The following is an 8,404-nucleotide window of genomic DNA, read 5'->3' as shown; positions in this document are numbered from 1 at the left end:
GGCCTACGCCCAGGCGCAAACGGGAAAGACGAATGCCCGTAAGCGGGCGGGCCGGTGGCGGAAAAGCCACGGCCAGCGTAGCTTCGGCCAGGCCGTATACGGTAAACATCACATCCGGATGTAAACCATACGGCTGCATGGCAGCAAGAAAAGTGCGGCACAGGTCCATGGAAATGGGCTCTGCACCATTAAAGATCAGGCGGACGGAGGAGAGGTCAATATCTTTCAGCGCATTAACATCTAAGCGCTGCAGCAAATGTTTGTAACCAAAATTAGGCGATGAGGTGAGCGTAGCCTTATGGGCGGAGAGTACCTGTAACCACAATGCCGGCCTGCGTATATACAGGTCGGTAGGTAACATATATTGCTGCGCACCCAGTACCAGCGGTACCAGGTGAAAGCCAATAAGACCCATATCATGCGTAAGCGGCATCCAGCTGCAGGTAGCATCTGCCCTTGTAATGGCGCCTGCGCTGATGATGGCGCTTACGTTCGTTATCACATTATGATGACTAAGCGTAACGCCTTTAGGGGTGCCGGTTGAGCCGGATGAGAACTGGATGAACGCAATATCATCTGCCGCAGGCATATGTATATTCCCTTCCCGCTCATGCTGCATCATATCTTCAAACAACAGCAAACGCCCGCCGGATAAGATCTCCTGCATGTTCATTGCAGGGTCATCGGCAGACTTTTCCAGGTTCGTATGTACGCGGCGGTTAGTAAGTAAATAAGGGTGGTTTAAGATCTTCCAGATCCTGCACAGTTTCTGGTTGCTCTCCGTATAATGCGCTACAGCCAGCGGTACCGGGCGTATGCCGCCCATAAGGGCCGCCCAGAAGCTTACCAGGAAGGTGTGATTATCATCTACCTGTAATACCAGCTCATTACCAGGCTGCATGCCCTGCTGCTGTAAATAACCCAGGCAGCTAAGCGCCTGCGCATACAGCAGCTTGTAGGGAACAAAGGTTTCCTGCTGGCTGCCGCTTATAAATGTAATGCCGGTATGTGCCTCATTTTTAAGCATGAGGAGGGCTTCCGTCAGTGACGGTGGGATTAATTCCTGTTCCATAAGTGACTTAGAAAGTGCAGGTTAAATACTACATAGTCATATCCGTTCTAGGCTAATAGGATCTTACTCCAGTCTGCTGCGTAATCGTATTTGCGGGATAAAAGGGTTAGTCCTATGCCGGTTAGTCCTTCCAGTATACCGGTGTTCTCTTCAGGCGGCCCCTCCTTTTCCAGCGCAGCCTGCGCCAGCGTAAGGGTTTGGTCCATCCAGTAATGATATCCTTTTAGCAGGTCCTTTCTGCCTGTGAAGGCAAATAATCTTTTATATAAAAGAGCAACCCCGGCAGCGCCATATTGTACAGTGGCATCGTGTATGCCGGTATGCGTTTCGTTTTTTCTTAACAGGGTGTTGAGCGCTATCAGTTCTGCCATACGCAGGTAATTTGAATTTTTGCACAACAGCGCCGCCCTGCAAAGCAGCAATGCCTGTCCCAGATCACTGCTGTCCCAGCCCAGGCTGTTATTGTACAATGCTACCTTTTGTTCATTATCGATCCGGTAAGGAAAAAAAGAGCATTTATCAGCGGACTGGTCTACTTCCTGCCGTAATCTTATCAACTGGTGTACACAGCTTCCAATAATGCCGGCTGTTTGCGGCCGGCTTACCAGGTGTGCAACATCTGCTACTATCATTAGTAATCCGCAGATGCCTTTTGCCAATCCCATATCCGTTTCCCTGGTTTCGTACGGCAAAAGAAAAAGTTCCTGCTCACACATCCAGTGCACATGATTGGCAATGGGCTCAAAATGCCGGTCCAGTAAAAGCTGCCTTGGTTCAAACGTAGCCGGCAAATTCTTAAAGTAGTACAGCACTCCGGCCCAACCTGTCAGGTAACCCATTGCGGGCAATGTTGTGATGTCAAATTCAGTATCGGTTACCAGCCGGTTGTTCCAGTTATTTATACGTTGCACCAATGGTTGCAATGCCAAATTTTCTGTTTGTATTTGTTGCAACAGATGCGCCAGACAGTTAAAAAAAAACGGGTATCTTCCTAAGGTTGCGGTGGCACTGTCTTGCTGTTCCAGATCATTTATAATTACTTCCAGGCACTGGTTCCGTCGTGTTAAATGATCGTTATCTGTTGTTACTTTATACAGGTAGTGATAAAAGAGCGCGAATGAAATATCCTGTATCCCAAACCCCGGTCTTTCATAAAATTGCCTGTCGATAATGGTTGTAATTCGTTCAAGCACGTGGCTCTCCGGGGTTTCGGGTTTTATCATCGTTTGACAATATTAGTTAGAACAAATAAAAACCATTCGCTAACTGCCTGCGTGAAACCCTGTAATCGTAGTAGGGAGCGTAGTAGGCACGGTATGATATGCCTGCCTTTTCTTGTCGGTTACCTCATTATTTATTATTTTTATTACTACTCTTTTTTCGAAGAGCAATTTGCCTGTGGTTCTAAATAAGTTTTCCATAAAGAAACGTTTGTAATGTGTTTAACCATATTTTTTACCGTGCCATGTAATTACAATCCAAATATCTACAGAACATGGCAGCAACAAAAATTAATTACATAAGATAGCCTGATGATTACACGAAATCCCCTTTTTCTATATAAAACACCCTGCTTCCTCAGATGACCGATGTGGCAACAATAATTCCTGATGAACTGCGTCACAAGAGCCTCATAAACAGGCTGGGACTGCATATCCTGGTATGGGTATTGTATTTTTTCTATGAGAACGGCATTGTAATGATCATAGAGCCCTCACAGGTTACGCTGTTCTCTACCCTGATCTTTTTTATCCTCAATGCCTTTATTTTTTATGTAAATACCTACCTCATACTCCCTTATACCTTTGGCCGCAAAAGGGCGCCCCTGCTGGTATTGCTCACCTTTTTACTTTGTGTGCTGTACCTGGGCCTGAACTACATGATCACCCATAACCTGGAAAGCCACGAAATTCCTACACTGTATACCATACAAACTATAAAGTCGTTTATATTACTACGGGTATTCCGTTTCATTTATTTTATATCGTTAAGTTATGGTTTCTATCTTGCGCTGAACACCATTGCCAAAGAACGCCAGCTGCGTAAGCTGGATAAGTTGAGAATAGAGGAAAGCCGCCGCCAGGCCTCACTGGAAAAGGAGATCCTCAGCACAGAGCTCAGTTACCTGCGCTACCAGATCCACCCGCACTTCCTGTTTAACACACTTAGCTTCATTTACACACAGGTAAGAACGGTTTCGGCCACAGCATCCAAAAGCGTAATGCTGCTGTCAGACATTATGCGCTATGCGCTGGATAACCATGATGAAGAGGGAAAAGTAGAGCTGGAAAGAGAGATCCAGCATATTATTAACCTGGTAGAGATACACCAGCTTCGTTTTAATAACGAGCTGTATACGGAAATAAAGATCGGCGAGCCGGTGGAATTTAAGTTCCGCAGAATAGCGCCCCTGCTGCTGATCACCTTTGTTGAAAATGCTTTTAAATACGGAGACCTGCAGGATGCCGCACATCCGCTACAGGTGAACATTTACATGAACGACGGCCAGCTGCATTTTTTTATACGCAACAAGAAAAAAGTACCGTTCCCATCAGGAATTTCCGGTGGAATTGGCCTGGCCAACGTTAAGAAACGATTAAGCCTGATGTATAACAACGATCAATATAACCTCGATATTGAAGAGGATAGTAATTTGTACACTGTCACCCTTAACCTAAACCTGTAATTACTGTTATGCTATCTTGTATTATAATAGATGACGAACAGCACGCCATAGACCTATTGAAAAGTTACATTGAAAAAGTATCTTTCCTGGAACTAAGGGGCACTTACAACAATCCGCTGAACGCAATAACAGCAACGGATGTAGACATTATTTTCATTGACATGCACATGCCGCAGCTTTCCGGCATGGACTTCATTAAGCTTATGAAAGGCAAGGCCAGGATCATCATCACCTCTGCCTTTAAAGAGTATGCGCTGGAAAGTTTTGAGTACGAAGTGCTGGATTATTTGTTGAAACCAATTTCGTTCGACCGCTTTCTGAAAGCCGTGCAAAAAGCCATGAACCAGCTTACCTTTGCCGAAGAGGACAATCAAACCAAGCAAACAAAAAACTACATTGTTGTTAAAACAGATGCCAAGAATAAGCTGCAAAAGATAGAGCTGGATGAGATCGTGTACATAGAAGGCATGAAGAACTATGTAACGATTCACAAGGATCAGCAGCAGGTAATGACCCTGCTGAACATGAAAGACCTGGACAACGATCTGCCTAAAGACCAGTTCATCCGCGTACATAAATCGTACATCATATCTATTGATAAAATAAAAATTATTGAGGGAAACCAGATATTTCTGAAGAATGTAAAAGAAAGCATACCATTAAGCGAAACCTACCGGCAGGCATTTTTCGACCTGCTGAAACAAACGATCATAGGGAATAAGAAGCCTATTTAATCAAAACCATAACGTATGGGTTTGTCCTTTTTTCCGGCACTGCTATGCAGGTGTCCTGCTAAACCATTTGAGGAAACTGCCATAACGCCGGACATTACCACTTTATTGAACGACGCTGCTTTTATGGAAGCCATTCACCTGGCCTCCCCTGTATTGTACGAGCAATGCCGCAAATACCAGGCAGGCGCAACAGATGTTTCCAAAAAGCAGAAGCTGCAGAACAGCTTAACCAAGTATTACAACCGTATGCGCAGCAGGCCCACGCCATTTGGCCTGTTCTCCGGCTGCACCACCCTGCAATGGGGCGCCGGCACCCGTATTACTTTAGACAGCAGCAAATGGCAGCGGCACATCCGCCTTGATGTGGATTTTTTATGCGCGCTGGTACAGGAGCTGCAACAGCACAAAGCTATCCGTCACCAGCTGCACTACCGTTTTAACACCTCTGTATATAAAGTAGGCAATGAATACCGGTATTATGAATACCAGCTGGAAAACAGCCAGCGCAAATACCAGGTGAGCGCAGTGGCTGCCACGCCGCTGCTGATGCACTTATTAGCGCTGTGCGGGAAAAAGGAAACCGCTTTTTATACGCTGCGCGATCATATTATTGCACAGGTACAGGTACCCGCAGCAGAAGCGGAGCAATACCTGGAAGCGCTGATACAATCACAGCTGCTGGAAAGCAACCTGCACTTCCAGGTAACGGGTGTGGATTATTTAGACCGCATCATCCGCATACTGGAACCTATACACGCAGCAAATCCCGATGCAGTAACCGGCCATTACTTACAGCAATTATTACAGCTGCAGCAACAGCTGCGGGAAGCGCCGGCTGCCGGCTATTTGCCCGCTGCGCTGGAAAACATCGGCAACCAATTAAATGCAGCAGGCTTCAGCTTCCAGGAAAACCGGCTGTTCCAGCTGGATGGTACCGCAGGCTGCAGGGAACAAACCATACATCAGCAGCTGCAGGAAGATATTATCGCCGCGCTGGAAGTATTGCAGGTATTGTGTGCCGGGCAAACAGACAGTCCCTGGCTGCAGCAGCTGAAAACTGTTTTTGCCAGCCGCTATGATACGGAACCAGTACCCCTTACACATATCATTGACCCCGATACCGGCATTATCACCAACGGGGGCGGCGGCATTGAGCTGGATGGCCAGCCGCTGCAGGGCTTTGCCAGCGCTACCGCTAACAACCCTGCGCAGGATACGCCCGACCGGCAAAAGGTGCAAGCCCTGATCACGGAAAAATTATTACAGGCGTTTAAACACGACGACTACACCGTAACATTTACAGATGCGGAGATCAACGGGCTGCGTAAAAAAGTTACGCTGCAGCCCCTGCCTGCTACCTTTTCCGTGATGTTCAGCTTTGTGAATGATGGCAATACTATCTTAATGGAAAATGCGGGCGGCGCCAGCGGCAGCGCACTGATAGGGCGTTTTGGCCATACGGATGCCAGCATCCGCGCACTGCTGCAATCTATTCATGCCTTTGAGCAGGGCCGCCACCCGGGCAGCATCTTAAGCTCCGTAGTGCACCTGCCGGAGGACAGGACCGGGAATATTTTACAGCACCCTGCCGTGCGTTGCCTGGAAATACCTTACCTGGCGCATTCCTCCCTGCCGCCGGAAAGACAGCTCGCTGTTTCAGACCTGTACATAACCCTGCAAAACAATGAGCTGATCCTGTACTCGCCCCAGCATGAAAAAAATGTGCTGCCGCGTATAGACAATGCACATAACTATGTATTTAATACCCTGCCGCTGTACCGCCTGCTGGGCGAGCTGCAGGGCCAGGGCAAACAAACAGCGCTCAGCTTTTCATGGAATATAACGTTACCGGGCATACATTTTTTTCCGCGCGTACAGTACCGGGAGGTGATCCTTTGCCCGGCACAATGGCATTTATCCTTAAACCATTATAAAGATCTGCTGCAGCCCGGTGGCGAGGCCGCCTTTTACCTGTTTGCCGGCAAATGGAAGCTGCCGCCCTTTTTTGTGCTGGCCAATGGCGACCAACACCTGCTGGTAGACCAGGAAGATATGGCCAGCATACAGGCTTTCATCAGCTCCATTAAAGACCAGCAGCAAATAGTGCTGAAAGAGTTCTTATATGCCTCCGGCACCGTGAAAGATGAGCACAACAAACCTTACGCCCACCAGATCATTGCAGTGGTAAAAAATGAAACACCTGCCAATGATCCTGTGCTGCAAACACCCGTTACCCTGCCGGAGCGGCATTTTGCAGTGGGATCGGAATGGTTATATTTTAAGCTGTATTGCAGCACGCATTACGCCAATGAGCTGCTGCAGCATACCATTGCAGCAGCGGCAGAGCTGTTCCTGCTGCATGGCCTGGCCGACCGCTGGTTCTTTATCCGCTACCAGGATCCCGAACCGCACCTGCGCGTACGTTTTCATTTAACCAATGTTATACATACCGGCGCAGTGATCCATCACCTGCAAACCACGCTGCAGCATGCCATACAAAGCCATTTTGTGTGGAAAGTGCAAACAGATACCTATTGCCGGGAGCTGGAACGTTATGGCGCGGAAGATATAACAGCTATTGAGCAGCTTTTTTATGCAGATAGTACCTATGTGCTGCAGTTGCTGCAACAGCACACAGATGCAGCGCAGGCCCCTTCCCTGCTGTTCAGCGCACTGCAGTATGCTGATGACCTGCTGACCTTATTCCATTTTACCCTGCCGCAAAAACTGGCTTTTGTAACCCATTACCAGGATGCTTTTGAACGGGAGTTTAACCCCGGAAAAGAAGAAAAGGAAATTTACAACCAGTACTACCGGCAGCATACCGCTGAGATACAGCAGCTGTTACAAACCACGCGCCCCGCGCCCGCCTGGGCGCAGCTGCTGCCGCCATTGCTGGAAAAGCGTAACAGCATGGCCTTACAACAGCTGGCCGGCGATCTGCTGCACATGCACATTAACCGCCTGTTCCATATGGCGCAGCGCCGTTATGAAATGATCCTTTACAGTGTGCTGTATAAACATTACCGGTCTACGGTAGCAAGACAGGGCGGCGTTTAAAAGTGGTTTTATTATATTGTGTAATTAAACCCTTCCACGCATGACCACGGATCTGATACAGGTATTAATTGCATTACTGTCAGGCATTGGCGTTATTATACTGCTTACGGCCAAATACCGCGTACATGCCCTGTTTGCACTGTTCCTGGCCTGTTTTGTAACCGGCCTCACAGTACAGCTATCTGTAGCAGATATTATTACAGCCATGAAAGATGGTTTTGGCAACATCATGAAATCCCTGGGTTTTATTATAGCGCTGGGCACCACACTGGGCGTGCTGCTGGAACATACCGGCAGCACCCGGGTAATGGCGGCTTTTATATTAAAGATCGTGGGAGAACGGTATGCTGCGGTGGCCATGAGCCTTACGGGTTTTATTGTGGGCCTGCCTATTTTCTGCGATTCCGGCTACATTGTATTAAGCGGCTTAAACCAATCCCTGGCAAAACGTACAGGCATTTCCGTGGTTATAATGTCTGTATCCCTGGCTACCGGTTTGTATGCGGTGCATTGCCTGATACCGCCCCACCCCGGCGCTACTGCAGCTGCAGGAACCATAGGCGCTGATTTTGGAAAATTAATGCTGATGGGTATTTGTGTGGCCATTCCGGCAGCCATTGCAGGCGGCTGGTGGGCGCATTATGCAGGTAAAAAAATTCCCGTAGTGCAGCAAACGGAAACTACCGAAGCAACTAACAACCCCGCACCGCCGGTATGGCTGGCCTTTTTACCGGTGGTAGTACCCATTTTGCTGATTGCCATAGGCGCCTTTACCAATATTGAGAAAACCACCAACGGTACCTTACGTTTCTTCCATACCCTGGGCGATCCTGTGCTGGCCTTGTCTATAGG

General features: G+C 48.0%; 6 protein-coding genes. 4 read left to right on the top strand and 2 right to left on the bottom strand.

Translation table 11 applies throughout. The annotated features are described in order from the left end of the window. Together VIM87_RS18510 and VIM87_RS18505 are read right to left on the bottom strand one after the other, a co-directional pair. A partial coding sequence (locus VIM87_RS18510; RefSeq protein WP_331998430.1) for an AMP-binding protein occupies positions 1–1,027 on the bottom strand: 1,027 nt, incomplete at its 3' end. Positions 1,028–1,119: 92 nt separating this feature from the next. Continuing rightward, positions 1,120–2,295: a lanthionine synthetase LanC family protein gene (locus VIM87_RS18505; RefSeq protein ID WP_331998429.1), complete on the bottom strand. Its 1,176-nt coding sequence runs from the start codon at positions 2,293–2,295 to the stop codon at positions 1,120–1,122. 368 nt (positions 2,296–2,663) lie between these two features. Between VIM87_RS18505 and VIM87_RS18500 the strand changes: the two genes are divergently transcribed. The 4 genes from VIM87_RS18500 to VIM87_RS18485 form a co-directional block, all read left to right on the top strand. Then, entirely contained in the window at positions 2,664–3,758 is a 1,095-nt protein-coding gene (locus tag VIM87_RS18500) for a sensor histidine kinase (protein WP_331998428.1), read from the top strand. Positions 3,759–3,766: 8 nt separating this feature from the next. After that, positions 3,767–4,492 carry a LytTR family DNA-binding domain-containing protein gene (locus tag VIM87_RS18495; protein ID WP_331998427.1) on the top strand — a complete coding sequence of 242 codons (726 nt, stop codon included), beginning with the start codon at positions 3,767–3,769 and terminating at the stop codon, positions 4,490–4,492. Between the two features lie 15 nt (positions 4,493–4,507). Further along, positions 4,508–7,552: a lantibiotic dehydratase gene (locus VIM87_RS18490; RefSeq protein WP_331998426.1), complete on the top strand. Its 3,045-nt coding sequence runs from the start codon at positions 4,508–4,510 to the stop codon at positions 7,550–7,552. A 40-nt stretch (positions 7,553–7,592) separates the two neighbouring features. Next, positions 7,593–8,404: GntP family permease (locus VIM87_RS18485; RefSeq protein ID WP_414649654.1), on the top strand; the 812-nt coding region annotated here is incomplete at its 3' end.

Origin of the sequence: Chitinophaga sp., from assembly GCF_036569125.1 — a bacterium.
In the GTDB taxonomy this organism is placed as follows: Bacteria; Bacteroidota; Bacteroidia; order Chitinophagales; family Chitinophagaceae; genus Chitinophaga.
The sequence above is the reverse complement of the archived record's forward strand: the minus strand, read 5'-3'. Positions and strand labels throughout refer to the sequence as shown.

What these genes read in the sequence shown, in the direction of transcription:
- VIM87_RS18490 (WP_331998426.1), top strand. Translation starts at nt 4,508, where the DNA reads ATGGGTTTGTCCTTTTTTCCGGCACTGCTATGCAGGTGTCCTGCTAAA.
- VIM87_RS18505 (WP_331998429.1), bottom strand. Translation starts at nt 2,295, where the DNA reads ATGATAAAACCCGAAACCCCGGAGAGCCACGTGCTTGAACGAATTACA.
- VIM87_RS18495 (WP_331998427.1), top strand. Translation starts at nt 3,767, where the DNA reads ATGCTATCTTGTATTATAATAGATGACGAACAGCACGCCATAGACCTA.